The sequence below is a fragment of the Amycolatopsis sp. NPDC003731 genome, from assembly GCF_053586895.1.
This window is the reverse complement of record NZ_JBSFNC010000025.1, coordinates 1-25,135: the sequence shown is the minus strand read 5'-3', so window position 1 is coordinate 25,135 and position 25,135 is coordinate 1. Positions and strand designations below refer to the sequence as shown.

Annotated in this window: 22 protein-coding genes and 1 pseudogene; 10 read left to right on the top strand and 13 right to left on the bottom strand. The window is 72.2% G+C overall.

Features of this window, described 5'->3' with window-relative positions; all coding sequences use genetic code 11:
- Positions 1 to 10 precede the first annotated feature (10 nt).
- Positions 11 to 544: a carboxymuconolactone decarboxylase family protein gene (locus ACWDN5_RS13305; protein ID WP_449676462.1), complete on the top strand. Its 534-nt coding sequence runs from the start codon at positions 11 to 13 to the stop codon at positions 542 to 544.
- Between the two features lie 55 nt (positions 545 to 599).
- Complete coding sequence (locus ACWDN5_RS13300; RefSeq protein WP_449676461.1) at positions 600 to 1,346, top strand: hypothetical protein; 747 nt, start codon at positions 600 to 602, stop codon at positions 1,344 to 1,346.
- A gap of 2 nt (positions 1,347 to 1,348) precedes the next feature.
- Here the strand turns inward: ACWDN5_RS13300 and ACWDN5_RS13295 are convergent, their stop codons facing one another.
- Genes ACWDN5_RS13295 through ACWDN5_RS13285 form a run of 3 tightly spaced genes read right to left on the bottom strand, consistent with a single transcriptional unit; the run spans position 1,349 to position 4,630 of the window.
- Positions 1,349 to 2,071, bottom strand: a complete 723-nt coding sequence (locus ACWDN5_RS13295; protein WP_310972907.1) for a hypothetical protein — start codon at positions 2,069 to 2,071, stop codon at positions 1,349 to 1,351.
- Positions 2,058 to 3,488: a substrate-binding domain-containing protein gene (locus ACWDN5_RS13290; protein ID WP_449676460.1), complete on the bottom strand. Its 1,431-nt coding sequence runs from the start codon at positions 3,486 to 3,488 to the stop codon at positions 2,058 to 2,060. Before ACWDN5_RS13290 ends, ACWDN5_RS13295 begins: the two co-directional genes overlap by 14 nt.
- On the bottom strand, positions 3,485 to 4,630 hold the full coding sequence (locus ACWDN5_RS13285; protein WP_449676459.1) for a hypothetical protein: 1,146 nt from the start codon (positions 4,628 to 4,630) through the stop codon (positions 3,485 to 3,487). The genes ACWDN5_RS13290 and ACWDN5_RS13285 overlap by 4 nt, the downstream gene beginning before the upstream one ends.
- A gap of 175 nt (positions 4,631 to 4,805) precedes the next feature.
- Here ACWDN5_RS13285 and ACWDN5_RS13280 point away from each other — a divergent pair, with 175 nt between their 5' ends.
- Positions 4,806 to 4,961, top strand: coding sequence for a hypothetical protein (locus ACWDN5_RS13280; RefSeq protein WP_158104622.1), 156 nt, complete (start codon positions 4,806 to 4,808; stop codon positions 4,959 to 4,961).
- A gap of 28 nt (positions 4,962 to 4,989) precedes the next feature.
- Here ACWDN5_RS13280 and ACWDN5_RS13275 read toward each other — a convergent pair whose 3' ends face one another.
- The 5 genes from ACWDN5_RS13275 to ACWDN5_RS13255 all read right to left on the bottom strand — a co-directional run bounded on the left by ACWDN5_RS13275 (position 4,990) and on the right by ACWDN5_RS13255 (position 9,626).
- The gene (locus ACWDN5_RS13275; RefSeq protein ID WP_449676458.1) at positions 4,990 to 5,925 is read right to left on the bottom strand and encodes a quinone oxidoreductase family protein; all 936 of its coding nucleotides are present in this window, start codon (positions 5,923 to 5,925) and stop codon (positions 4,990 to 4,992) included.
- Positions 5,926 to 5,932: 7 nt separating this feature from the next.
- On the bottom strand, positions 5,933 to 6,793 hold the full coding sequence (locus tag ACWDN5_RS13270) for a dioxygenase family protein (protein WP_449676457.1): 861 nt from the start codon (positions 6,791 to 6,793) through the stop codon (positions 5,933 to 5,935).
- A gap of 11 nt (positions 6,794 to 6,804) precedes the next feature.
- Complete coding sequence (locus ACWDN5_RS13265) at positions 6,805 to 7,599, bottom strand: citryl-CoA lyase (RefSeq protein ID WP_449676456.1); 795 nt, start codon at positions 7,597 to 7,599, stop codon at positions 6,805 to 6,807.
- Entirely contained in the window at positions 7,592 to 8,749 is a 1,158-nt protein-coding gene (locus tag ACWDN5_RS13260; RefSeq protein ID WP_449676455.1) for a CaiB/BaiF CoA transferase family protein, read from the bottom strand. The genes ACWDN5_RS13265 and ACWDN5_RS13260 overlap by 8 nt, the downstream gene beginning before the upstream one ends.
- Positions 8,750 to 8,819: 70 nt before the next feature.
- The gene (locus ACWDN5_RS13255; RefSeq protein ID WP_310972899.1) at positions 8,820 to 9,626 is read right to left on the bottom strand and encodes an IclR family transcriptional regulator domain-containing protein; all 807 of its coding nucleotides are present in this window, start codon (positions 9,624 to 9,626) and stop codon (positions 8,820 to 8,822) included.
- A 130-nt stretch (positions 9,627 to 9,756) separates the two neighbouring features.
- On the opposite strand from ACWDN5_RS13255, the gene ACWDN5_RS13250 reads away from it, so the two are divergent.
- Complete coding sequence (locus tag ACWDN5_RS13250; RefSeq protein ID WP_449676454.1) at positions 9,757 to 11,172, top strand: amidohydrolase family protein; 1,416 nt, start codon at positions 9,757 to 9,759, stop codon at positions 11,170 to 11,172.
- A gap of 16 nt (positions 11,173 to 11,188) precedes the next feature.
- Entirely contained in the window at positions 11,189 to 11,683 is a 495-nt protein-coding gene (locus tag ACWDN5_RS13245; protein ID WP_449676453.1) for a hypothetical protein, read from the top strand.
- A 7-nt stretch (positions 11,684 to 11,690) separates the two neighbouring features.
- Here the strand turns inward: ACWDN5_RS13245 and ACWDN5_RS13240 are convergent, their stop codons facing one another.
- Positions 11,691 to 13,178 (bottom strand): right-handed parallel beta-helix repeat-containing protein, encoded by a 1,488-nt coding sequence (locus tag ACWDN5_RS13240; protein WP_449676452.1) that lies wholly within the window; start codon positions 13,176 to 13,178, stop codon positions 11,691 to 11,693.
- A gap of 593 nt (positions 13,179 to 13,771) precedes the next feature.
- Here ACWDN5_RS13240 and ACWDN5_RS13235 point away from each other — a divergent pair.
- On the top strand, positions 13,772 to 14,611 hold the full coding sequence (locus ACWDN5_RS13235; RefSeq protein ID WP_449676451.1) for a hypothetical protein: 840 nt from the start codon (positions 13,772 to 13,774) through the stop codon (positions 14,609 to 14,611).
- Between the two features lie 60 nt (positions 14,612 to 14,671).
- Here the strand turns inward: ACWDN5_RS13235 and ACWDN5_RS13230 are convergent, their stop codons facing one another.
- The 3 genes from ACWDN5_RS13230 to ACWDN5_RS13220 all read right to left on the bottom strand — a co-directional run bounded on the left by ACWDN5_RS13230 (position 14,672) and on the right by ACWDN5_RS13220 (position 16,575).
- Entirely contained in the window at positions 14,672 to 15,586 is a 915-nt protein-coding gene (locus ACWDN5_RS13230; RefSeq protein WP_449676450.1) for a hypothetical protein, read from the bottom strand.
- A gap of 8 nt (positions 15,587 to 15,594) precedes the next feature.
- A complete protein-coding gene (locus ACWDN5_RS13225; protein ID WP_310972893.1) occupies positions 15,595 to 16,155 on the bottom strand; it encodes an RAD23 family protein in 561 nt (186 codons plus the stop codon).
- 75 nt (positions 16,156 to 16,230) lie between these two features.
- Positions 16,231 to 16,575, bottom strand: coding sequence for an N-acetyltransferase family protein (locus ACWDN5_RS13220; RefSeq protein ID WP_449676449.1), 345 nt, complete (start codon positions 16,573 to 16,575; stop codon positions 16,231 to 16,233).
- 118 nt (positions 16,576 to 16,693) lie between these two features.
- On the opposite strand from ACWDN5_RS13220, the gene ACWDN5_RS13215 reads away from it, so the two are divergent.
- From ACWDN5_RS13215 to ACWDN5_RS13205, 3 genes are all read left to right on the top strand, one after another.
- Positions 16,694 to 17,353, top strand: coding sequence for a DUF4255 domain-containing protein (locus ACWDN5_RS13215; RefSeq protein WP_310972891.1), 660 nt, complete (start codon positions 16,694 to 16,696; stop codon positions 17,351 to 17,353).
- Positions 17,350 to 19,338: an ATP-binding protein gene (locus tag ACWDN5_RS13210; RefSeq protein ID WP_449676448.1), complete on the top strand. Its 1,989-nt coding sequence runs from the start codon at positions 17,350 to 17,352 to the stop codon at positions 19,336 to 19,338. Before ACWDN5_RS13215 ends, ACWDN5_RS13210 begins: the two co-directional genes overlap by 4 nt.
- A gap of 100 nt (positions 19,339 to 19,438) precedes the next feature.
- Positions 19,439 to 20,128: an eCIS core domain-containing protein gene (locus tag ACWDN5_RS13205; RefSeq protein ID WP_449676447.1), complete on the top strand. Its 690-nt coding sequence runs from the start codon at positions 19,439 to 19,441 to the stop codon at positions 20,126 to 20,128.
- A 169-nt stretch (positions 20,129 to 20,297) separates the two neighbouring features.
- Here the strand turns inward: ACWDN5_RS13205 and ACWDN5_RS13200 are convergent, their stop codons facing one another.
- Positions 20,298 to 23,723 carry a phage tail protein gene (locus ACWDN5_RS13200; RefSeq protein ID WP_449676446.1) on the bottom strand — a complete coding sequence of 1,142 codons (3,426 nt, stop codon included), beginning with the start codon at positions 23,721 to 23,723 and terminating at the stop codon, positions 20,298 to 20,300.
- Positions 23,724 to 23,914: 191 nt separating this feature from the next.
- Between ACWDN5_RS13200 and ACWDN5_RS13195 the strand changes: the two are divergent.
- A pseudogene (locus ACWDN5_RS13195) lies at positions 23,915 to 25,045 on the top strand (phage tail sheath subtilisin-like domain-containing protein); the annotation flags it as partial.
- Positions 25,046 to 25,135: the final 90 nt, after the last annotated feature.

The following is a 25,135-nucleotide window of genomic DNA, read 5'->3' as shown; positions in this document are numbered from 1 at the left end:
GGAGGAACCGATGCCGCACATCCCGCTCGACCCGCAGTCGCCCGGCATCCGGTCGCTGTTCGCGTTCCGGCCCGAGACCGCCGTCCCGCTCAACCACCTGGCGCAGACCCTCCTGCGCGGCCCGAGCAGCCTGACCGTCGGCGAGCGAGAACTGATCGCGGCGGTGGTGTCCCACGGCAACGAATGCCGCTTCTGCCACGGCAGCCACGCCGCCGCCGCGGCCGAAACCCTCGAGGGCGGCCGCGCGGTGGTCGACGCGGCCTGCGCGGGGATCGACGACGCACCGGTGGGGGCGAAGCTCAAGGCCCTCCTGCGGATCGCCCTCGCCACCCGCGAAACCGGGCGCGCGGTGACGCCCGAGCTGATCGAGGCGGCCCGCGCGGAAGGCGCGACCGACGTCGAGCTGCACGACACCGTCCTGATCGCGGCGGCGTTCTGCATGTTCAACCGCTACGTCGACGGCCTCGCCACGGTGGCCCCGGACGACCAGGCGGTCTACGACCAGATCGGGAAGTTGCTCGCCACCGAGGGCTACGGCGGCTGAGCCGGGCGCCCGACGTCGGCTAGGCTCCCCCCGGAACATTGAGGGGGGAGCTTCGATGTCGCGATTCGTCAAGCCTGCGCTGTGGACGGCCGGGGTGCTCGCCACCGGCCTGCTCGCGTTCTGGCTGCTGCTGGCGCTGGACATCCCGTACCAGAGCACCGCCACGCCGGCGCCCGCGTCACCGGCGGCCACTTCGGAGCCGCCCGTGCCCGCGCCGCCGGCGGAGCAGCTCGCGTGGGTCACCGACGTCCGGCCGGGTCCCGACGACCGCAGCGCCGTCCTGCACGTCGACCTGCCCACCTGCGCCGGAGCACCGCACGCCCGGGTCACCGAGGACGGCAACCGCATCGATGCCGAGATCCTGTTCCGGCCGCCGGAGGGTACGAGCTGCGCGCAGGCACCGGCCGATTTCCCGGTCAAGACGGCGGCACCGATCGGGGACCGGCCGTTCGTCGTCAACGTCAACCAGACCTGGGGGCTGGTGTCCGGTGCCTGGAAGAAGTGCGACGAGCGCCTCGGCTGCCACCCGCCCGCCGATCACTGCAACCCGGCGTGGATCGCGCAGCTGGAGTTCAGCGCCGAAGCCGAGTACCCCGGCACCACCCGGGCCTGTGACCAGAACTGGCTGATCCACGACCTGCAACGGCACAGCGGCGAGCCCGCGACCCGGGTCGCCTACCGCTGGGCGGGCACCGGCTGGACGAGCGTCGCCGGGGCGAAGGGTGGCGGCTGCGGCGAAATCCTGGCCGCCGAACCGAAGTTCCCCACCGCACTCTGCAAGGACCTCCAGCCGCCTTCGTGAGACTACTGGAGGACGGCGATCGGCAGGATGACCAGCTCGCCGCTGTCCGGCCGCCACGCCTGGCTCTTGCCGAGGCAGCGCGCGTTGAACTCGCCCCGCGGCACCTCCTTGCGGCGCAGGTGGCCGTCGTGGCAGGCCACCCGGACCCACGCGTCGTGCCGGCCGATCCGCGCGTGCAGCACGACCTCGTCGCCGGACTCCTCGGCCACGGTGAACTTGCCCTGCACGACCACGTAACCGTCGTGGATCTCCGACAGCCGCGGCGAGCGCGTCCGGCGCCACGCCCGATCGCCCTGCACCGACCGGGCCGGCAGGTTCGCGTGCACGACGCCGTGCTGCGCCTCCAGGGACTGCAACGCCAGGCCCAGCAGCGTGTTCGCGGTGACGTGCACGTCGTAGCTCGTCTCCGTCTCGTGCCCGCGGTTGGCGCCGCGGCCGAGCTTGAACCACTGGCTGGTGAACCCGAACGAGCCGTCGGTGCTGCGGTTGACGAACTCCCGGATCGTCCGCTTGGCGATGTCGCCGTAGCCGCCCTGCTGGCACAGCTCGATCACCCGCGGCTCGTCCAGGTAGAACGGCAGGCCGGGCAGGATCACCGGGCGGCTGCGCCTCAGCACCCCGAGCACCAGCACCACGAGCGCCAGCACCGCGGCCAGCGCGGTCACCACCCAGAGCACGCCCCACCAGCCGAGCACCGACCACAGCATGGCCCTATCGACATCCACGAAGCTCCCTCACCGCCTCCGTCAACGATTCCGCGGTGCCGTCGACGACGCGCCCGCCGGTCGCGGCGGTGGCCCGGCCCAGCTCGGCCGGGTTCGCCTCGCCGAACCGGATCGCGAACGCCGGCCCGGCGTCGTGCCGGCCGGCCAGGAACCCGTCCAGGCCCGGGCCGGCGTTGTTCTCGCCGTCGGTCATCAGCACGATCGACGCTCCCGGCTTCGCGATCCGGTAGGCGTGCTCGAGCGCACCCCAGATCGCCGTGTACGGCCGCAGGTCCGCCGACCCCACGACCGCCTGCAGCGCGTCGGCGTCTTCCCGGCGGGACACGGTGACCGTGCGCTCCTCCAGGACCTCGCCGGCGAACCGGATGATCGTCACGGTCTCGCCGGCGTAGAAGCGGTCGAACCCGGTCAGCGCCGCGAACGCCCGGCGCAGCGCCGCCACCCGCGGCCCGGCCATGGACAGCGAGTAGTCCAGCACGAAGATCACCTGACGGCCGGTGCGCGCGCGGTCGTAGGCCTGCAGCAGCCGGTCGAGCACCTCCTGGTGGTCCGGGAAGTACAGCGGGTTCCCGATCGGCGCCGCCAGCGGCCCGGTGCGCGGCACCGCCGGATCGGCCGGGCGCCGGAACGTCCGGTCCATGATCGCCCGCTGCGCCGACGGGCCGCGCAGCCAGTGCACGACCCGGTCGTAGGCCGCGCGCTTGTCCGGGTTCAGCAGCATCAGCGGGTAGTCCGCGAGCACGATCCCGTCCCGCGGGTAGACGACTTCGAGGGGCTCGCGCAGCCGGCCCGAGGCGTTGAGCGCCAGGATCGCCGACTCGGGCGCGACGATGCCGCCTGCCTCGCGCTCGCGGCGCACGTACTCCTCGGCGACGTCGGCGGCGTCGAACGCCCGGCCCGCGAGGAAGCCCTGGATCCGGTCGCACCGGACGTCCTCCGGTCGCAGCGCCGCGCCCGTCCCGGCCGCCGCGGTGGCCACGCCGATCAGGGCGGCCAGCCCGCTGCCGGAGACGTGCGGGTCCGCCATGCCGAACCGCAGCTCGCCGCCGGCCGCGCGATCGGCGATGTCCGCCCACGTCGGCTGCGCACCCAGCTTCGCCGCCTCGCCCGGCTTCACGCCGAGCACCAGCGGCGAGAGCATGATCGACGTCGCGAGCTCCGGTTCGGCCCCGCGCAGCCGCAGGAACCGGCCGGTCGAGAGCCAGGCCAGGTCGAACCCGCGGTTCAGCTCGGCGGTCGCCGCCACCGTGCCGCGGTAGTCCAGGACCAGTTCGACACCGGTGTCGCGACGCAGGTCCGCCAGCACCGGCCCCAGATCGGCGAGCTCGCTGGTGGCCAGCACGGTGAGCTTCGTGTCGGCGGGCTCGCCGGGACTGCACGCGGTGAGCAGGAGCAGCAGCACCAGGGCGGCCCTCACCACCGGCAGCCCCCGATCTCGGCGACCATCCGCCGGAACTCGGCGTCGCGGGGCAGCCAGGTCTCGGTGTCCCCGATCGCGGCCGCGGGTTCCGGGATGCGGCGCTCCTTGAGGTAGCCGGCGAAGTCGAACTGCGCGGTGTCGGCCGAGTACACGTGGAACCCGAGTTCGACGGCCCGCCGGCGCAGGGCCGGATCGGACATCAGGAGCGCCCCGATCGCGTCGCCCTCGGGGCTGAACGAGATGAGGTCGGGCGCGGTCTGGTGCTGGGCACTGGGGTACATCAGGACCCGGTCGGCGTCGAGGCCCGCGCCGTTGTCCAGCCGCCGGTTCTGGTACGCGAGGTACTGGTGCTCGTAGATGACCGCGACCGTCGCGAAGCTGCGGCCCTCCGGCACGAAGTACTTCGGCGCCATGTCGTCGCTGTGCTGGCCCTCGGCGTCCAGCATCGGCTTGATCCCACGGGCCTGCTCGACGGCTTCGGCTTCCGTCGCCGCGGGCTGCGCGTAGCGTGCGAAGGCGACCAGGCCGACGTAGGCGGCGCCCGAGTAGCTCCGGCACGGGTCGGGCGACTGGATGAGCAGCCGGTTCGCACTGAGACCGGGGCCGTAGTCCCGCCAGCGGCCCTGGCCGGCCACGAGCGCCATCAGCTTGTCCATCTCGACGCTGTAGTACAGCGGCGGGTCGCCGGTGGACCGCCGCTCGGCCACTTTCGCCGCGACCAGCGCCTCGGCGTAGTCGCGGAAGGTCGCCAGCACGAGCGGCGTGAAGAACGGCTTGTACCCGACCGCGTGCTTGCCTTGGCGGCGCTCGTAGACGCGGTCGGCCGCGGCCTGGCCGGAGGGGAACACGAACTGGTAGCCGTCCAGGTCGGCGGTCTCGGCCAGCTCGAACGAGCCGGCCGGGGTCACCTGCACCTGGTAGCCGTGGCTCATCAGCAGCCGCTTGACCTGCTCGTCCTCGAAGAAGTCCCGCTTGGACGCGATCATCGCGCGCACCACGGTGATGTGCTTCAGCGGCCCGGTGACGTGCCCTGCGAACAGCAGCGCGACGAACCCGAGCACGAAGACCCCCGCCGGGGGCACGAACCAGGACAGGAACCTCCGTCGCGTGTCGACGACGTCGAACTTCGGCTCGTCCACCCCGGCCCCCTCGGCCCCTCGGACTCCGTACGGGGTCATTGAACGAGAAGGCCGTCCGCACCGGCCACGGCATCCGCCGAAATAGGACCGAACGGACCATCGGTTTTTCCGGGGAACGGAAGCGGTTTGGAAGCCGGATCCCGCACAATGCCGGGGAACGCGAAGGAGCTCATCGATGAAACGTGCTGTAGCTGCCGCTTTGCTCACCGCGGCCGCGCTCGCCGTGCTCGCCCCCGCGGCGTCCGCGACGAACGACCCGTCGCCGGTCGGCGGGGTGGGAAGCGGTCCCTACATCGGCGATGTGCCGAAACCCGGCCCTGGGGGCCGGTGACCACCGTGGTCACCGCCGGATGCCCGCGTCAGGGCGCCAGCACCACGCGGCCCGGGCGGTTCCACGCCCGGGCCGCGTCGTGCAGCGGGACGCGCTCGTACCCGGCCGTGAGCGCCCCCGCCACCGTCTGCGCCACCACCGTGAGCAGCGCTTCGCGGCGCTCGTCCGCGGTGAGCTCGTTGTTCGTGTAGCCGAGGATCCGCAGTGACCGGCTGCGCAGCAGCGCCGAGGGGACCGGGCACACCTCGCCGGCCGCGCTGCCGAGGTTGACCAGCCGCCCGCCCGGGCGCAGGGTGTGCAGCGCCGCCGCGGCCGGGAGCCCGCACACCGGATCGACCACCAGGTCGACCGGGCCGGTCACCGCCCCGAGCCGCTGCGCCAGTGTTCCGGGGTCTTCGCCGTCCACCAGCCGGACCGTGGCGTCCGCACCGAGCTGCCGGGCCCGCGCCAGCGCGGCCTCCGACCGCGCGCACGCCACCACCCGGCCGGCTCCGGCCACTCGCGCCAGCTGGACGGCCGACTGCCCGACCACGCCGCCCGCGCCGAGCACCAGCACGGTCTCGCCCGCGGCGAGTCCGCCCGTGGCCGTCAGGCACCGCCACGCCGCGACCGCGGACAGCCCGAGCGCCGCGACCAGGGCGGGATCGGCCCCCTCCGGCAGGACGACGACGTCGCCGGACGCGGCCACGGCGTACTCGGCCATGCTCCCGTCCCCGGGCCGCATGCCCGCCGCCGTGGCGAACCAGACCGGCGTCCCCGCCAGCTCACCCACGCCCTGCACGCCCGGCACATACGGGGTGGCGGGCACGCCGAAGTAGGACGTGCCGGACGCGCACAGCAGGTCGAGCGGGGTGATCGGCGCCGCCGTCACGCGGACGGCGACCTCACCGGGCCCGGGAGAGGGCTCGGCCCGGTCGGTCACCACCGGCGGCTGCCCGGCCGCCCGGATCTCCGCCGCGCGCACCGGCGCCTCACACCGGCTGCAGGACGAAGTCGTAGCGCGCCTCGAGCCACGGCTGTTCCGATTCGCCGCCGTCCGGCGTCGGCCCGGGATCGCGTTCCTCGAAGGTGACCACCAGTTCCTGCTTGGTGCCGAACACGACGTCGCTGTCCAGGTACTGCGCGCCCTCCTGGAACAGGTGGGTGATCAGCGGCTCGTACCCGGCGGCGTTGATCAGGAAGTGCACGTGCGCGGGCCGGAAGTGACTGATGTCGGTGCCGCGGATCAGCGCGCCGACCGGGCCGTCCATCGGGATCGAATAGCCCTTCGGCGCGATGGTCCGCACGCAGTAGGTCCCGTCGGCGCGGCTGGTGTACTTGGCGCGCAGCCGGGCTTCGTCGATGTCCGGGATCTGCGACTCGTACGCGCCGTCCTCGTCGGCCTGCCACACGTCGAGCACCGCACCGGTGACGGGCGTGCCGTCGAGGTCGAGGACCGCGCCGGTGATGTAGAGCGGCGTGCCGGGGAGGCCGTCGGACATGTCGCCGCCGAAGTCCTTCTCGGGCGAGCCGTCGATGTGGAACGGACCGAGCACGGTGGCCGGGGTCGCCTTCGCGTCGAAGGCGTGGTTCATCTGCACCACCAGCATGCTCAGGCCGAGCACGTCGGAGGCGAGGATGAACTCCTCCCGCTTCTCGTCGCTGATCCGCCCGGTCTCGGTCAGCCACCGCATCGCGGCCATCCACTCGGGCTCGCTCAGCCGGACTTCGCGGGCGAAGGCGTGCAGGTGGCGCACGAGCGCCGCCATCACCTCCGCCGTCCGCGGGTCGTGCGCGCTCGCCCAGCGCTGCGCGGCGAGCTCGGTGATGTTGTCCTCGGTGACCAGCTGCATCGGCGTTCCTCTCACGAGTGCGGATCCGGCGGGACCGACCGGTTGTTGAAGTCGACGGACCGGAAGATGTCGTCGGCGACGGGGTGGCGCAGTTCCTCGGCGAGCTGGCCGATCAGCCCGGCGGTCCGGGCCAGCAGCGCGAACCCGCGCAGCAGCTCGAGGGGCAGCCCGAGGTCGGCGAGCGCGGCCCCGCAGACGCCGGCCCCGTTGAGCGGCAGGGTTTTGCCCAGCACCCGCGGGTGCACCCGGCCGATCGCGGCGAACAGCTCCAGGTGCGGGCCGCGCAGGCCTTCCTCGTCGGCGATGGCGAACAGCCGCGCGGTGCGCGGGTCGCCGTCCTTGTGCACGTGGTGGCCCAGCCCGGGGACGAACTTCTTTTCCGCGCGGCGCTTTTCGACGGTTTCGAGCGCGAGCGCGTCCCAGCCGCCGTCGTCGTCCGGCAGGGTGTCCACTGTGGACAAGACGTCGTGCAGGAACCGGCCGCAGTCCTCGGTGACGCCGAGGAAGCGCGACCCGCCGCCCAGCAGGCCGGCCGCGAGGGCGCCCTGGACCGAGTCCGGTGCGGACAGGTACGTCAGCCGCGTGACGATCGCGGTCGGGGTGAAGCCGTGGTCGGCCAAGGCGGCCAGCACCGCTTCGAAGACCCGGGTTTCCCCTTCGGCCGGACGTCGCTGGGTGGCCAGCCAGAAGGCGAGCTCGCCGAACCCGACCGTGCCCATGACGTCCTCGGCCAGGTCGTGCCCGAGCAGGGTGATCTTGTCCTTTGTGGACGCGCCGAGGGCGGTTTCGTAGATCCGGTCAGCCATCGGCGGCCTCCGTCAGCCACGCCCGCAGTTCGGCGCCGTGCTCGTCGAGCTCCGGCGGCGGCAGCCGGTAGCCGGCCGGGGTCGCGGAGAACCGGATGGGGTGGCGGGTGGTCGGGACCGCGCGGTCACCTTCGCCGACCTCGACGATCGGGTCCAGCCCGAAGCGTTCGGCCATCGCGAACCCGCCGTCGATCGTGTTGATCGGTCCACACGGGACACCGACCTTCGTCAGCGCGTCGAACCAGTCCACCGCACCGCGTTTCGCCAGCCGCTCGACCAGGATCGGCCGCAGCTCTTCGCGGTTCTTCGTGCGGTCGGCGTTGCGGGCGAACCGCGGGTCGTCCGGGACGCCGGGCAGGTCGAGGACCTCGCACAGCCGCCGGAACTGCCCGTCGTTGGCCGCGGCGACGATCAGGTCGGCATCGGCCGTCGGCAGCGGCTCGTAGGGGAAGACGCTGGGGTGGGCGTTGCCCATCCGGTAGGGCACCACCCCGCCGGCGGCGTAGGCCGAGCTGTGGTTGACCAGCCCGGTCAGCGCCGAGGACAGCAGGTTGACCTCGACGTGCTGGCCCTCGCCGGTTGCGTCGCGGTGGCGCAGCGCGGCCAGGATGCCGATCACCGCGTGGTTGCCGGCCATGACGTCGAACACCGAGATCCCGGCCCGGTACGGCGGCCCGTCCGGGTCGCCGGTCAGGCTCATCAGGCCCGAGATCGCCTGCACCATCAGGTCGTAGCCGGGCACGTGCGCGCCTTCGCCCGCCCCGAAGCCGCTGATGGAGGCGTAGACGCTGCCGGGGTTGACCTGGCGGACGGCGTCGTAGTCCAGGCCGTACTTGGCCAGGCCGCCGGGCTTGAAGTTCTCGATCAGCACGTCCGCGCGGGCGGCGAGCTCGCGGGCGACGACGGCGTCGGCTTCGTCGCGCAGGTCCAGCGCGATGGACCGCTTCCCGCGGTTGACGCCGAGGTAGTAGGTCGAGACGTCCCCGCGCACCGGCGGCATCCACGTGCGCGTCTCGTCGCCCTGCGGGCCCTCGACCTTGACGACGTCGGCGCCCAGGTCCGCCAGCAGCATCGTGGCGTACGGGCCGGCCAGCACCCGGGAGAAGTCCGCGACCAGCAGCCCGGACAACGGGCCGGTGGGGGTTGTCAAGACCAGCTCCTCGCCTTCTGTCCGTCAGACGGACTCTTGTCCGTCAGTCTGCGACAGCGGCGGTCCGCGGTCAAGGAGCGCCCACGACCACGGCGGGGACGGCGTCGAGGCGGGCGAAGTCGGCGCTGATCTCCCCGGCCGTCTGCAGCAGCAGCGGCAGGTGGTGCTCGACCAGCCGCTCGACCGGGGTCTCCGCGGCGTGGCAGTTGACGTTGACCCCGGCGATCACCCGGCCCGTCCCGTCGCGCAGCGGCGCCGCCACCGAGCGGATGCCCAGGGCGAGCTGCTCGTCGGTCAGCGCCCAGCCGCGGGCGCGGACCTCGCGCAGCTCGGCGTCGCGCTCGGCCCGGCCCGGCTGCCAGCGGGGGACCAGGCCCGAGCGGGTCGGCTCGGCCAGCACCGCCTCCAGCTCGTCCGGCGGCAGTGCCGCGAGCTGGACCTTGCCCAGCGACGTCGGCAGGGCCGGGAAGCGGGTGCCGATCTGGACGCTCAGGCCCACGATCTTCGGCACCGCCACCCGGGCGACGTAGACGATGTCGGAGCCGTCGAGCTGGGCGATCGAGCACGACTCGTTCGTGCGCGCGACCAGGCGTTCCAGGTGCGGGCGGGCGACCTCCCACAGGCCCGTGGAATGCACGTAGGCGACGCCGAGGTCGAGCACCCGCGGCGTCAGCGAGTAGCCGCGACCGTCCGTGCGGACGTAGCCGAGCTCTTCGAGGGTCAGCAGGATCCGGCGGGCGGTCGGGCGGGCCAGCCCGGTGGCGGTGGCGACCTCGGCCAGCGTCATCGCCGGCCGGCCCGGCCGGAACGCGGTGATCACCTCGAGCCCGCGCGCCAGCGCCTCGATGAAGTCGGGACCCGTTCCCTCGCGTGGCATGCGCGACCTCCCTCTGCAGTCCTGTCCGCAGCGTAGCCGCGGGGATTGACACCGGCGCGGCACTGGACGAAAGTGGCGGCACCCGCCGAGTGTCCGCGGAGCGGACAAGTGTACGCAACGGAGGCCAGTGATGTCCGGATCGATCGTCCTGCGGGGTGGCACGGTGCTGACCCTCGACGACGCGCGCCGCGTCCTGCCCGGCGAAGACGTCCTGGTCGACGGCGACCGCATCGCCGCGATCGGCCCGGCCCTGGAGGTCCCGGCGGGCACGACCGAGATCGACGCCTCCGGCGGCATCGTCATGCCGGGGATGATCGACACGCACCGCCACCTGTGGCAGACCGCCATGCGCGGTTACGGCGCCGACTGGACGCTCACCCAGTACTTCGTCTGGTACTACCTCGAGTGGGGCAAGGTGTTCCGCCCCGAAGACATCTACGCGGGCAACCTGCTCGGCGCGTGGGAAGCCCTGGAGGCCGGCGTCACCACCACGGTCGACTGGTCCCACGGCCTGCGGACCACGCAGCACGCCGACGCGGCGGCCGACGCGCTCGAAGCCGTCCCCGGCCGGTTCGTGCTGGCCTACGGCAACATCCAGGACGCCCCGGCGAACTGGACGGCCACGCCGGAGTTCCGCGACTTCGCCGCCCGGCGCACCGGTGGCGAGCTCGGCTTCCAGCTCGCCTTCGACGTCACCGGTGACCCCGCCTTCCCCGAGAAGCCGGCCTTCGAGGTGGCCCGCGAGCTCGGCGTGCCGGTGACCACCCACGCCGGCGTCTGGGGCGCGACCGGCGACGACGGCATCCGCCTGATGTACGACCACGGGTTCATGACCCCGGAGACGGTCTACGTCCACAGCGCGTCGCTGTCGGCCGACTCCTACCACCGCATCGCCGCCACCGGCGGGTCGGTGTCGGTCTCCACCGAAAGCGAGCAGAGCGCCGGCCAGGGCTACCCGCCCACCTGGGCGCTGCGCAAGTACGGCATCCCGGTGTCGCTGTCGATGGACACCTCGGTGTGGTGGAGCGGCGACCTGTTCTCGGCCATGCGCGCCACCCTCGGCGCCGACCGGTCCCGGGAGCACCTGGAGGCCCACGCGAAGGGCGAGACGGTGACGCACGCGGCCCTGCGTGCGGAACAGGTCGTGGAGTGGGCCACCCGGGGCGGCGCCGCGGCGCTGGGCCGCTCGGACCTGGGCAGCCTGGAGGTCGGCAAGAAGGCCGACGTCGTGCTGCTGAAGAACGACCACTCCCCGGTGTCGTTCCCGCTGCTCAACCCGTACGGCCACGTGGCGTTCCAGGCCCAGCGCGCCGACGTCCACACGGTGCTGGTCGGCGGCCGGGTGGTCAAGCGCGACGGCCGCCTGGTCGACGTCGATCTCCCCGCGGTCCGGCGGCGGATCGAGGGCACGGTGGAGTACCTGCGGGCGCAGCTGGGGGAGGAGGCGTGGCGGCAGGGGATGAACCCCGACGTGCCGGAGACCAAGATCCTCGACAACCCGTACACCTACACCGACTACCAGAGTGACCGCACCCACGGCGGCTGAGCTACGGTTCCCCTCCGTGGTCCAGGTTTTCGTCCAGCCCGCCTACGGCACCGCGGATGCCCGCCGCTACGGCGCCGAATCCCTGGAAAAGACCGTCGCCTTCCGCGAGCTCGCCGACCTGCTCGACCCCGCGGACCTCGCCCGCCTCGACGCGCTGCACCCGGGCGGGCGCGCCCGGTTCTGGGGCGCCAAGGACAAGTACGACCGCCGGATGGACACCGTGACCACCGGCGACGTCGTGCTCTTCACCGGCGGCAAGCGTGTCCAGGCCACGGCCGAGGTCGGGCACGGGTTCCGCAACCCGGCCTTCGCGCGCCGGCTGTGGCGCCCGGACCCGGGGAAGTGCCTGTTCAGCAACGTCTACAGCCTGCGCCGCTACCGGCGTCTCGGACTGCCGTACGAAGCGGTCTGGGCGCTGCCCGGCTTCAACCCCGGCGACAACTTCATGGGCCTGCGGTTCCTCGACGCCGCGAAGTCCGCCGCGGTGCTGGGACTGCTCGCCGCGCACTGAGGCGCGCTCAGCAGTGGGGCATCACCCCGTCGAAGGACGCGCAGTCGTCCTGGTCCCACGGGGTCGTCTGCCACTGCTCGGCCGTCAGGATCCGGGACGTGTCGCCCGCGACGAACTTCCAGGGCCCGTAGTAGGCGTTGCTGAACCAGTAGTTGCCCTGGTCGTGGGTGATGGCGTCCTGGATGACCTTGCCCTGGTACGGCGACCAGGACGGGTACGTCCCCCAGTTGGACAGCAGCGCCATCTTGCCGCAGGAGCCGTTCGTGCAGCCGACGCGGGCCGGGTCGAAGCGGAACGTGTTGTCGTGCACCTCGACCAGCTGGGTCTTCCACCGGCAGTCGTCGTACAGCGGCGCCGACGCGATCCCGGGCGCCGAGCACCGCGTGCGGTCGGTGACGAGCTTGGTGCAGGTGTTGATCGAGGTGTTGGCCGGGCTGTTGCAGAACCGGTCGGCGTTCTCCCAGGCGGTGACACCGGACCAGTTGTCCTCGAAGGTGTTGTCGTAGATGTCGATCAGGTGCGTGCGGGCCGGCACCCGCGGTTCGCCGCCCGACTCGGAGAGGTAGACGCTCGCCACCGGGAAGTTGTCGCCCTTGTCGGCGCGGCGCTTGCCCGCGACCAGGCTGTTGCGGCGCAGGACGTTGTCGCGGAAGACCAGGTTGTAGCTGATCTCGTAGAACAGCGCCTCGGCGTCGTTGTCCTCGATGAGGTTGTTCTCGATCAGGAAGTCGTTGTTGTCGGTGTCGGCCCAGAGCCCGGCGCCGTGGTTGTGGTGGATCCAGTTCCCGCGGACGTCGGCCTTGTCGACCACCCAGAACTTGATTCCGCCGCTGCACCCGCAGCCGGGGCTGCGCGTTTCCCAGTCGTCGGTGTTGTTTCCGGCGATCTCATTGCCCTCGACGATCAACGCGGTGATCGTGCTGTCCGACCGGTAGGCGTTCATGCCGTACTGTCCGTTGTTGCGCAGGCAGCTGTGCCGCACCTCCTGGCGCGCACCGGCCATGATTCCCGCGCCTTTGTTGTTCTGCACGGTTGTGTTTTCGATGATCCAATGCTCGCCGGAATCGTGGTTCACCACGCCCTGGTCCTGCGGGGCGACGAAGTTCTGGATGGTGAGCCCGCGGATGACGACGTCCTTCGCCTGCTGGGTGAAGGCGGCGCGGTTGATGCCCTGCCCGTCCAGCACCGCGCCGGGCGCGCCGAGGTAGACGTCGCCGTCCTTGGGGATGACCTGCCCGAACGGGTCCGCCGCCAGCAGGTGCGTACCCGGGGGGAGCCAGAACGTGGTGCCCGGCGGCGACTCCTGCGACTTGCGGTAGAGGTCGCCGGGTACCGCGGCGTCGACGGTGACCGCACCCGCGGGCGCCGTGGCGTTGACCAATGGCTGGTGATCGCACACCGGCCCGGGCGTCACCGCGGCCGCGGCCGCCGGCCCGGGCGGCACGACGAACGCGGCCAGCAGAACGACAGCCAGAATGGATCTCATCGGCGACATGGTGGGAAACCTACGCAATTGACCGCCCAACGGCTTGGTCCGATCGAGTCCATTCCTGTGGTTTTCGGGTGTACCAGGTAACGAAAAAAACAGTGATTACTCAACGACTGTGAATACCGTGGGAACAATAGGTGGAAGGTTCTGTTATCGTGGTCGGGTGTCGCCTCGCGGCCGGAATTCCACGCGGAGGCGGGCTCGGAGCGGCGCAGCGCGGGTGGGCCACCTGCCGCGGTCCGGTCGGCCGGGCGGCCGAGCGCCGCCGCGGTCGTCCGGCGGACGGCGACCGGGCCCCTCCTGCGGCGCCGGCTCGGACCCGGGTTTTATCCGTTAAACGGAGAACTACCTGAGCGAGTGATTCCCCGCCATTCATTACGACCACTCCCGCGACGGCGAACTAGGCTGGTTCAACCCCATTCCGGATCTGTCCTCCACTCGGCGGTTCCCGCGCACCGATCGGGTATTTGCGCAGGTCAACGCCCTGTGGGCGGCCCATCGGGGCGGTAACGTCACCTAACGGACAGAACTGCTGCCCCGGTGCCCGGGCCCCGAATCAAACCCGGCCGCCGCACTCAGGAAGGGAACCCCGAGAAATCATGTCCACATTGCGACGACTGGCTGTCGCCGGCGCTTTCGCGCTGCCGCTTTCCCTCGTCATCGCCGCTCCGGCGACGGCGCACCCGCTCGACTGGCCGCACGACTCCTGGAGCGCCGAGAGCTCCAGCACCTGGGCCGGCATCGGCGGCGCGGGCACCACCGACACCGACGAAGGCTCGACCTGGTGGGGACACCACTGGTCGGAGACGGACTCCGCGGTGGCCGGCATCGGCGGCGCGTCCGTTACGCACAGCGGCGAGTCCGGCGACGACGGCTGGAACCACGCCTGGCACCACCCGGCCCACGACGGCTGGTACGGCGGCGACGACGGCGACTGCGACGACTACGACGGCGACTACGACGGTGACGACCACCACTACGTCACCGGCGATTACGACGATGACGACGACTACGTCGTGCACCACGCCGTGAGCCACCCCGACCCGGTCGACCAGGAACCGGCCGGCTACGTCGTCCACCCGGTGTACGACGCCGACGACGACGATGACGACGCCGGCGACGTGGGCTACTACGCCGAGCAGCACTCGGCCGGTGTGGACGGCGCGACCTCGGCGCACGTGGTGAGCCACGCGGGCGAGCACCACGCCACGTACGAGGCGGAGAAGCTGACGGCCGGCCCGTACGGCGCATCGTCGGAGGGTGCGCACGCGGTGGCGGTGCCGGACTACGCGGGCTACCACGCCTGGTACACCACGGCCGGCGTGGGCGGCGCGGCCGCGCACTCGGTCACCGCGGTGGCCGACGCCACGGCGGCGGACGACGACGACTGGGTCGTCGACCACGACGCGGACGACGAATCCGACTACGACCAGGACTGACCTCCACGGTCGAAGCCAGGGCTGAGCGAGCCGGGTCCGCACCGCGCGGACCCGGCTCGCTCAGCACGGTGCGTCCGGGTCCGCGGCCGGGGTGAACTCCAGCCGCAGCGCATCGGTCCGCGGCAGCACGAGAGCGGTCCCGTCGGCCTTGTGCCACTGCACGGGCAGCAGGAAGTACTGGCCGCCGGACTGCAGGATCAGCTTCAGCCCGGTGTACCGGTAGTGGTAGGCGGTGTCGGCGTTGCGGCACTGCGTTTCGCGCACCCCCGGCCCGGTGAAGTTCAGGCTCTTGGCGCTGTAGAGGACGGTCTCCGGCGGCGCGGCGAGCCCGGCCTCGATCTGGAGGGCCCGGCCGATGCCGACCGAGGCGGAGTAGTCGGCCACGGCCCAGAACAATCCCACGCTGACCAGCACGAATGCCGCCACCCACTCGGCGGTCGCCACCGCCGCGGGCAGCACCCGGCCGGACCGGGCCGCGAGCAGGCGCGAGGCGGACACGAGGAACAGCACGCCGAGGGAGAGCCCGGCGCCGGGCACCGCGTACGACGAGGCGAACGCTTCGGGACGCACCACGCCGACGGCCGCCACGGCGAGCCCGGCCACCCCGCACCCGACGGCGACCGGGGTCGCGAGCCGGAGCAGCCGCTGCCAAGCCGCGTCGCCGAGCCGGGCGCGCAGGAACCGGTACAGCCACAGCAGCGCCAGCACCGCCGCCAGCACGACGGCGATCGGGGCGAAGAGGCCGTCGGCGCTGCGGACCAGGTAGTCCTGCGCGGTCAGCCCCATCGTCGAGAGCGGGACGCCGAAGTAGTCGAGCAGCCAGTTGGCGTGCTGCCTGCCGAAGAAGAACAGCAACCCGGTGAGCACGGTCGTCGGCGCGATCACCGAGCCGAGCACGCGCAGCGCCTTCGACGGGCTTTCGGGCGGCGCCGCCGGAGGGGGCGCGAGCCGCAGCGAGCGGAGCCGTTTCGCCATGGCCGCCGCTACTCGGTGGGCTGGGGCGGTTCGGTGAAGTCCCCGCACGGATCGGCGAGCACGAAGGTGATCGTGTCGCCGCGGAAGATCGGCACCGACTGGATGATCCGCGTGACCTTGCAGTCCAGCTGCGGGTCCGGCGGTCCTTCGACGGTCGTCCGGAGCGTGACGCAGAGGGTGCCGCCGCACTCGTCCGCGAGTTGCGCCTCGGTCACCGGGCCCAGGGCGGCGTAGGACGTGCCGATGATGTCGATGGGCGCGGTCCGCACAGGTGACCCCTTCGCCGGCGGTTTCGCCGTCGTGACCTTCGGAGGCGTCGGCGGCTTCCTGGCCGACGTCTTCGCGGGGGACGAGCCGGTGGTCCGGGACGGCGGAGTCGTTGGTCCGCCGGCCGTGGTCGGCGGGCCCGAGCCGGTGGGTGGCTCGCCGGTGGAGGCCGTGGTCGCGGCGTCCGTGGAAACGGACGGCGGCGGGCCTGGCGTCCCCGGCGTCCCCGGTGGTTCCGGGGTGCCGCAGCCGGCCAGCAGCAGAGCCAGGGCCGTCCCGATCGGGCCGGCGATCCGTCGCATGGGTGCCTCGCGTTCTCCCACTCCCCGAAGCAGAAGTCGCCGGAGGCCCGGAGCCGGTTACAAGATCGTTCCGGTTCAGTCGAGGTAGCGGCGGTAGCCCTGGGCCGCGGCCCGGAAGCCCAGCCGGGTGGCGCCCACGCCCGACCGGCGGTGTTCCGCCGCCACCACGACGTTTTCGACGAGCATGAACGGCCGCGCTCCCCGGGTGAGGTTCGGCAGCGTGGTGCAATCGACCGTTCCGATGACCACGCCGGCGGACTCCGCGACCAGGATCGTGCGTCCGGCCTGGCGCTCGATGGCCCGCCAGGCCGCCGCCGCGGCCTGCGGAGGCGGGGCGGGGTCGTCCGGGTGCAGCTCCCGGAACAGGGCGAGCAGGGCCGGCAAATCGGCTTCGGCGGCGGGCCGGGTCGTGATCGTCACGGTCCCACTCTGCCCTTACGGGCAGGCGGGCGTACCCGAAGGTTTGCCGTTGCGTGGCTGGCCCGGCCCGCGGCGCGCGATCATCGTGGAGGGACCGCCAGTGCGAGGAGGTCCGCCGGTGATCCACGAGGTCGACGAGGCGCTGCGCCGGCTGGTGAAGGACGAGGCGCTGCGGGGCAGCGAAGTCGACGTCGCCTTCGACGCGCCCACCAAAGACTGGGCCGCCCGGCGCAACGCACCGACGGTGAACATCTACCTCTACGACGTGCGGGAGGACATGCGGCGCCGGTCGCGGGGGCTGCTCAACGAGTACGACCAGCGCGGCGAGGTCGCCGCGCGGCACCTGCCGCCCAAGCACGTCAAGCTGTCCTACCTGGTCACCGCGTGGACCCAGCGGCCCGAGGACGAGCACCGCGTCCTGTCCGACCTGCTGCTCGGCCTGCTGCGCTACGAAGCCGTGCCGGCCGAGGTGCTCACCGGGTCGCTGGCCGAAACCGGGCTGCCGGTGCCGATGACCGTCGCGCTGCCGCCGCCGGAGGACCGCGCCTTCGCCGACGTGTGGACGGCCCTGGGCGGCGAACTCAAGCCGTCGCTGGACGTCGTCGTCTCCGCGCCGATCCACAGCGGCCGCGTCTACCCGGCCGGGCCGCCCGCCAAGGAAGGCCTCAAGATCGACACCGGCGACGGCGAGCTCGTCGGGCACCACGTGTCCGCGACCGGCGCTGTCGAGGGGCAGCGCCGGGTCGCGATGGCGCGCACCCACCGGAAGCCCCGGTGAGCCTGGAGTACCTGTTCGAGCGGCTGGCCCGGCTCGAACAGCGGATCCGCGACGCCGTCGACAGCCGTCGCGCGGCCGACCCGAACCCCGACGACCCGTTCCGCGGCCTGTACCTGTCCAACGAGACCATCGACGCCCTGCTGGAAGGGCTGCGCGAGCCGTTCACCCCGTTCACCGACTCCGCCCCGGACGGCCGGCTGCGCCCCCTCGCCGACCGCGCCGGGCTCACCGGCGTCGACGTCGAACTGCTGCTGGTCGCGCTGGCCCCCGACCTGGACAGCCGGTTCGAGCAGTTCTACGGCTACCTCAACGACGACGTCACCCGCCGCCGCGCCAGCGCCGGCCTCGCGCTGCGCCTGTGCGGGATCCCCGAGGCGTCGGCCGCCGGCCGGGCCCGGCTCGACGCCGACTCCCCGCTGGTCACCTGCGGCCTGCTCGCCGTGGGGGAGGAGGAACGGCCGTTCCTCTCGCGCACGCTGCGCGTCCCGGACCGGGTGGTGAACCACCTGCTCGGCGACGACCGGCTCGCGCCCGAGCTCGCCGGCTGCGCGCGCCTGGGGACCGAGCTCGTCGACGTCCCGGGCACCGACCGGCTCGCCCGCGCCATCCGCGGCCGGGCCGGGCTCGTCTACCTGAAGGAACTGCCCGGCGGCGGGGCCGAGGAGCTCGGCGTCGGCGCGCTGGCCGCGGCCGGGTACCCGGCGCTGGTGGTGGACGCGTCGCGCTGGCAGGCCGAGCCCGGCCACGCCGAGCTGACCGCGTCGCTGCGGCGGGAGGCGCTGCTGCGCGGCGCCGGGATCGTGCTCGGCCCGGTGGAGGACCCGCGGCTGGAGGAGCTGGCGCACCCGGCGATCCCGCTGGTGGTGCACGGCACCGGCGCCTGGGACCCGCGCTGGAGCGCGACACCGCCGTTGCAGCTCGACGCCGTGCCGCTGTCCGGTGCGGCCCGCGCGGAACTCTGGCGCAGCCGTCTCGACGGCCGGCTCGCCCCGGGCGTCGACCCGGGCGAGGCGACCGCCCACTTCGTCCTGGGGCCCGGGCAGATCGCGCGTGCGGCGAAGGCCGCGTCGGTCACCGCGCTGGCCGACGACGACGGGCTGGTCCGCACCGCGCACGTCCGGGCCGGCGCACGCAGCCAGAACGCCGCCGGGCTGCAACGGCTCGCGCGGCGGATCGAACCGGCCGTCGGCTGGGCCGACCTGGTCCTGCCGGCCGGCGTACTGTCCCTTTTGGACGAACTGGCGGCGCGGGCGCGCTACCGCGACCAGGTGCTCGACGAGTGGCGGATGCGCCCGGGCGGCGGCCGCGGCCGGGGCGTCACCGGGCTCTTCGCGGGGGATTCGGGGACCGGCAAGACGATGTCCGCCGAGGTCATCGCCGCCTCGCTCGGGCTGGACCTCTACACCGTGAACCTGGCGACCGTGGTCGACAAGTACGTCGGCGAGACGGAGAAGAACCTCGAGCGGATCTTCACCGAGGCGTCCGGGGTCAACGGCGTCCTGCTGTTCGACGAGGCGGACGCGATCTTCGGCAAGCGGTCCGAGGTCCGCGACGCGCACGACCGGTACGCCAACATCGAAAGCGCGTACCTGCTGCAGCGGATGGAGACGTTCGACGGGATCGCGGTGCTGGCCACCAACCTGCGGGCGAACCTCGACGAAGCCTTCACGCGCAGGCTCGACGTGATCGTCGACTTCCCGCTGCCGGACGTCGAACTCCGGCACCGGCTCTGGGACCGCTGCCTCGGCACCCGGATGCCGCGGGGGGCGGACCTGGACCTGGGCTTCCTCGCCGAGGCGTTCGAGCTGGCCGGCGGCCACATCCGCTCGGCCGCGGTCACCGGCGCGTACCTGGCGGCGGAGGCGGGCCGGCCGGTGGGGATGAGCGACCTGGTCGGCGCGGTGGCCCGGGAGTACCGCAAGCTGGGCCGGCTCTGCCTCGACCGGGAGTTCGGCCCGTACCTGGCGATGGTGACGGACGGCTGAGCTGCCCGCAGGGGCAGGTTTCGCTGCCCGTCCGGACGGCGGCGCAGTCTGGCGCTCGGCCCCGCCGGCGGGGCAAGCTTTACGGGCGGAGGGAGCAAACATGCGCGGGCACAGTCACGACAACGACCTCGACCTGACCCTGCGGCCGAAGGGCGACCGCCTCGAGCGGGACGACCACGACCTCCTGGGCCGCGCGGCCGCGGCCGGCCGCACCGATGTCCTGGGCCCGGCGGGCTTCCTGGGCCTCCAGCGCGCGGTGGGCAACGCGGGGACGTCGTCGCTGGTGGAGGAGGACCGCTCCCCGGTCCACGACGTCGTCGGCTCGGGCGGCGGCGCCCCGTTGGACAAGGCGACCCGCGAGGACATGGAGACCCGTTTCGGCACGGACTTCTCCGACGTCCGCGTCCACACCGACAGCGCCGCGCACGACTCGGCGAAGTCGGTGAACGCCCAGGCGTACACGGTGGGTTCGAACATCGTGTTCCAGCGGGACAGGTTCGACCCGGCTTCGGATGCGGGCAAGCACATGCTGGCGCACGAGCTCACGCACGTCGTGCAGCAGCGCAGCGGCCCGGTGGACGGGACCGACGCCGGCGGCGGCGTGAAGGTGTCGGATCCGTCGGACCGGTTCGAGCGCGAGGCGGTGGCGAACGCGGACCGGCTGATGTCGTCACCCGCTCCGGCTGCGGCGGTGCAGCGGGAGGAAGCGCCCGAGGCCGCCGAAGGCGAAGAGGAGACGATGGCGCAGACCTTCGTGCAGCGTGAGCAAGAGGTCGAGGAAGAGGCTTAGTTCGTTCCCCAGCGCTCGATCAGCGGGTGTAGGTCAGGGCCCGGTCGCGGACCTCTGGCTCCTCGGCCGCGAGGAGCTCGACGCCGTACTGGCCGTCCCCCCGTGGAGGGAACCGGTCTGCACGAGTGGACCGGTCACCGATCCGCTGAGGTGCCCCCCCGGAGGTTCGTCACGCCTTGCCGTCCGGGCCGGTGAAGCCCGGGATCTCCACGTCCTTGCGGTACCGCTCGGCGGCGCCCGTGTCGGCGTCCTTGGAGCCCTTCTTGCTGTTGCAGGAGGCGCACAGGACCTCGAGATTGCCCGGGTCCGCGTAGAACTGCGAACGATCGCTCTGGCCCTTCGCCCGGCCCTGGGCGTTCCAGTGCCCGGCGACCGACTTCCGGTGGTCCAGCGCGTAGTTGTCGGCGTTGTTCGGCTTGACGCGGGCCGCGACGTGCGGGGCGATGCCCAGGAACGGGACCCCCGGGCAGGTGAACGTCACGCCGTCCGGCCGCAGCACCGCGGCGATCTTGGCCGCGTCGTGGCCGCTGTACTTGTGGGAACCGCCGTAGAAGACCGCGCGGACGTCGTGGTACTCCGGGCGCAAGGTCTTGCCGTCGATCGTGTACTGCGTCTGGGCCGCGCCGCCCTCGGCCGGGGCGAGCTCGGGGCCGCCGTTCGGGGTGTTGGCCAGGAACTTGAGCACCGGAAAGGTCGGGCGCCCCTCCGAATTCCGGCCGACGGTGCGTTCCAGCTCGTACCGGAGCGTCACCCAGCCGTCGGGGCGGACGTCGGTGACCTTGGCGACCCGGTTGGTGGACTTCACGACGAACCGCTTGCCGAGGTAGACCTTCGCCTCGTCGACCGGTGCCATCGGGCCGAGCGGGAGTTCGCCGGTGTCGTCGGTCGGGTTGATCTCCAGGTGGGTCTTGAACTTGCCGTTGCCCGTGGGCACCAGGGCGATGGTCGTGAGCCGGTAGGTGTCCTTGATCCTCGGCAGCGCCGCTTCGACGGTGTGCTGGGTGGCGTCCGGCTTGCGCATCTCCGCGTCGGCCGCCTGCTTCGCCTGGGCCAGCGCCTGCTGCTTCTGGCCGGCGCTGCGCGGGTCCGGGACCCCGCTGCCCTTCTTGCCCGTGAACTTCGACCAGATCTTCTTGCCCGCCTTGACGATCGTCCCCACGACCGAGTCGATCACCTTGCCCACCGGCGCCTGGACCTTCTCCAGCACCGACTTGATCTTCTCCGAGATCCCGCCCAGCCCGAGCAGGCTCGCCAGGAACCCGAGCACCATCGGCAACGCCTTCGCCAGCGTCCGCTCGATCAACCCCGCGACCGCCCCGGCCCCGCCACGGGCGATCGACTCGACCGAGTCCAGGACCGAATCCACGAACTCCTTGATCTGCGCGGCCTTGTCCACGAAGAACAGCACGATGTCGTAGATCGCCTTGCAGGCCTTGATGAACGCCGCCGCCGGGTTGAGCATCGAAATGATCCAGGTGATGCCCGCCTTGACGATCTTCTCGATCACGAATTCCTTGATCCGGCCGAGCACCGTCTCCTTCAGGTCGCCCAGCTTCCGCACGATCCACCGCCACAGGCCCGGCACGCCCTCGGCGATCAGGACCTTGACGACGTCGAGGGTCTGCTCCAGTTTCGCCAGCACCGGTTCCGGGATGAACCGCAGGATCCGCGCGCGGACGCTCGCCCAGGTGAGGCCCAGCAGCGACAGAACCATCTTCAGGATGCCCTTGGCGTCCAGCGCCTCCGGGATCTCGATGCCCGCGCTGGCCAGGTTGCCCAGCAGCCACCCCTTCAGGCCGTCCTTGAGGTGCTGGACGATGTTGGCGCCGAAGTTCATGACGCCGGTCTTGACCGCGTTGACCAGGTTGCCGAGGAACTCGATCGGCTTGGCGATGATCAGCCCGACCGCGTTCGCGGCCCGCGCCAGGACGCCGAGCAGCATGTCCTTCAGCTTCAAGATCGTCTCGATCGCGCCGCCGACGGCCTCCTTCGCCTTGCTCCACAGGCCCTTGTTCTCCGCCTGCAGCGCCTTGATCTCCTCGTCGACGGCGGTGCGGGCCTCGGTGTACTTCTGGGCCAGGTCCTCGACCAGCGCGTCCTGCTTCTCGTCGACGGACTTCTCGAGGTCGTCGAACTGGCCGCCGAACTCCTTCGCCGCCTCGCCCGCGATCTTGCGCAACGCGGGCGACTGGGACGCCACCTTCTGCTGCACGCGGGTGCGGCCGTCCGCGATCAGCTGCTTCGCCTCGCCCAGTTTCTGGCCGACGAAGTCCGCGATCTCGCCGATGACGGCCTGCATCTTCGTCTCGTAGACCTTCTTGGCTTCCAGGAACAGGTTGTTCGCTTCGGCCGGCAGGTCGGCGAAGAGGTCGTACGCCCAGCGCGCCGCGCCGGTGATGCCGTCGTAGCGCTCGTCCTTGTAGCGCTTCATCCGCGCCTGGTGGTCGGCGGTGAACGCGGCCTTGGCCTGCGCCTCGCCCGCCTCGAACTTCTTCGCCACCTGGTCGTCGAGCGCGCCCAGCACGCCTTCGACCTTCGTCTTGGTCTCGTCGAAGATCGCCTTGATCTCGCCGGTGATCCGCGCGCGGTCCTGCTCGTCCTTGGTCTTGGTGGCCGACTTGGCCGCCTGGCCCTTCTGCGCGGCCGACGACCGCGCGCCCGTCATGCCCGCCATCGCGGCCTGGCCGGACGCCTGCGCGGCGCCGGTGACCGCGGCCAGCTGCCCGGCCTCGGACTCGCGGACCGCCGCCGGCGCCGAAGCCGTGTGCTGCTCACCGGCCTGCTTCGCGGCCAGCGCGCCGGTGAACTCCGGCTCGTTGGACTCGGCCAGTTGCTGGTCGGTGACGCCCGCCGCGGCCATCGCGCCCTGGGTTTCGCACTGGTCGGCCCGCAGATCGGTCTGTTCGGGCGGTGCCTTGTCCGGGGTCGCCTTGCGTGCGTCCGGCGGCGCGAGTGCGGGCGGGGCCGGGGTTTCCGGCAGCGGCGTCACCGGCTTTTCCACGGCCCGGCCGGGGTCCGGCGGCTCCTTCGTGCGATCGGTGACGTCCTTGGCCGAGGCGTCCTTGCCGCTGGTGACCTTGCCGAGCACCTCGGCCTTGACCTGGTCGGCCTTGCCGGAAGTGGCGAACTTGTCGGCGTCGTCGAGGTTCTTGGGTGCCTGCTTGGCGACCGCGGCGTTCACCGCGGCGATGAAGGCCGCCTTGTCGAAGCCGGCCGGCTTCGCCGCCGCCATCTTGTCCGCCTGGGCTGCCTTGGCCTGCGCTTCCTTGTCGTCGGCGGGCGCCACCGCGGCGTCCTGCGCCTTTTTGACCTCGGCGCCCGCCGGCGGGTGCGCCTTCGCCGCCTTGGCTTTGGCGCCGACGTCCTTCTCGAGCGATTGGAACTTCGGGTCGGTCGCCGGTGTCACGCCGGGCGGCGCGACCGGGGGAGCGGGAGAGCTCTGCCGCTGCAGCGCGATCAGCCGCGACACCGCCGCGTTGCCCGCCGAAGCCTGCAGGCGCAGCAGCGCGGGCGTGGCCGCGCGGCGCGCCGGACGGGCCGGCCGCGGAGGCTGCCCGGACAGCTCGCGTGGCGCTTGGTCCCGCCCCGTTGGCATGGGTTCAACTGTCGGTCCCCCCGGGCCGGTTGCCAACGACCGGACGGGCAGGCACGGCTGCCCGGACGGGCAGTTGCCTTTAAGGGCAGAGATCGGTTCCCGCGGGCCTAGCCGCACGGTCGTTCCGCGGAGAACGCGCCGGCAGCAGCATCGCCGATGACAAGACTTGTGCGTCGACAAGGGAGGCACGCATGCCCACCTATCTCACGCCGGGGGTGTACGTCGAGGAGATCGAAGCCGGCGCACGGCCGATCGAGGGCGTGGGCACCGCAGTGGCCGCCTTCGTCGGCTTCGCGGCGGACGGTCCCTTCAACACCCCGACGCTGGTGTCCAACTGGGGCCAGTTCACCCAGACCTTCGGCGACTTCATCGAGGGCTGCTACCTGGCCCAGTCGGTCTACGGCTACTTCCTCAACGGCGGCACCAACTGCTACATCGTCCGGATCGGCGGATCGCGCGCCAAGGACAACGGCGCCGCGCCGAAGCAGATCGCGGCCCGCCAGGCCGTGCTCGGCGGCTACCGCTTCGTCGCGAAGGAGCTGCCGGAGGGCAAGCCGGCCGGCGAGATCACCGTCGAGGTGGCCGACCCGACGGGCGAGAACCCCGCCGAGGACCGGTTCACCGTGCTGGTGAAGCAGGACGGCAAGGTCGTCGAGACCCACAACGTCACGACCAAGCGCACCAAGGAGAACGTCGTCACCGCGGTCCGGGAGAAGTCCAGCCTCATCACCATCGAAGAGGTCGCCACCGGCGGCGCGGTCACCAAGCCGGACAAGGGCACCGCGGTGCTCTCGGCGCCGCCGAAGGAGGACGGCGCCCCGCCGGTCCCCGGCCGGGTCGCGGCGAACGACTACGTCGGCGACGTCGCGGACCGGACCGGCTTCGGCGGCCTGGAGGCGATCGACGAGATCACCATGGTCGCGGCGCCGGACCTGATGGCCGCCTACCAGCGCGACCTGATCGACCTCGACACGGTCAAGGCCGTGCAGCTGGCGATGATCGCGCACTGCGAGCTGATGGGCGACCGGATGGCGATCATCGACCCGCCGCCCGCGCTCAACCCCCAGGAAGTCCGCAGCTGGCGGATGGACGCGGCCGGCTACGACTCGAAGTACGCCGCGCTGTACTACCCCTGGGTCCAGGTCCTCGACCCCGCGTCGGGCACGAACACGTTCATCCCGCCGAGCGGGCACATGGCCGGCGTGTGGGCCCGCACCGACGCCACCCGCGGCGTCCACAAGGCCCCGGCCAACGAGGTCGTCCGCGGCGCCCTCGCCCTCGAGACGCACCTGACCAAGGCGGAGCAGGAACTGCTCAACCCGGGACAGCAGTAGCCGCACCACCATGTCGGCGCGTTCGATCGAGCGGCCGAGCACCATGAACAGCCAGCCGTCGTCGCGCGACATCGTCGA